The organism is Prevotella sp. HMSC077E09, assembly GCF_001814685.1.
GTDB lineage: Bacteria > Bacteroidota > Bacteroidia > Bacteroidales > Bacteroidaceae > Prevotella > Prevotella oris.
Window position 1 is genome coordinate 1 of sequence record NZ_KV817522.1, and the last position, 468, is coordinate 468.

General features: G+C 45.7%; 1 pseudogene. It reads left to right on the top strand.

Annotated elements, in window-relative coordinates:
• Positions 1 to 468: pseudogene (locus tag HMPREF2983_RS03755) on the top strand (hypothetical protein); the annotation flags it as partial.

Sequence of the window (468 nt, forward strand, 5' to 3'; positions counted from 1 at the left end):
GCCGAACGACAACCTCAAAGCACAACTTCTGCGCTATGACTACAGCCAGGTGCTGATGGAGAACGACTTCTTAGGCTACATCGGTAACGGCCAACGGCTCTATATGCACTTTGACACGATCTATAAAGACCCTGTGAAACCACAGTATTATCACGTGGAAGGAAAGAGCAAAGTAAAGCAGAACCTCTGTAGTTTCACAGGGGGCATAACCATTCATTCCTTTGTACCGAACGAGGAATCTGACAGTCTTATAAAACGATATCATCTTAAAGCGCAGTATCAGTTGAATGAGGATGTCAACCAACGCGGTTCGGGTTTCTTTGCCGGTCGACTCACTTCCGACTTCTTCATCTATAGGGATTCCATTTATTTCGACGAAGTGGAAGGTGGCGAGGACGGCTATAATAACAACCAATTTGAGGGCCGTTGGACCTCTTATCGCACGAAAATATCGAAGAAAGCGAACTT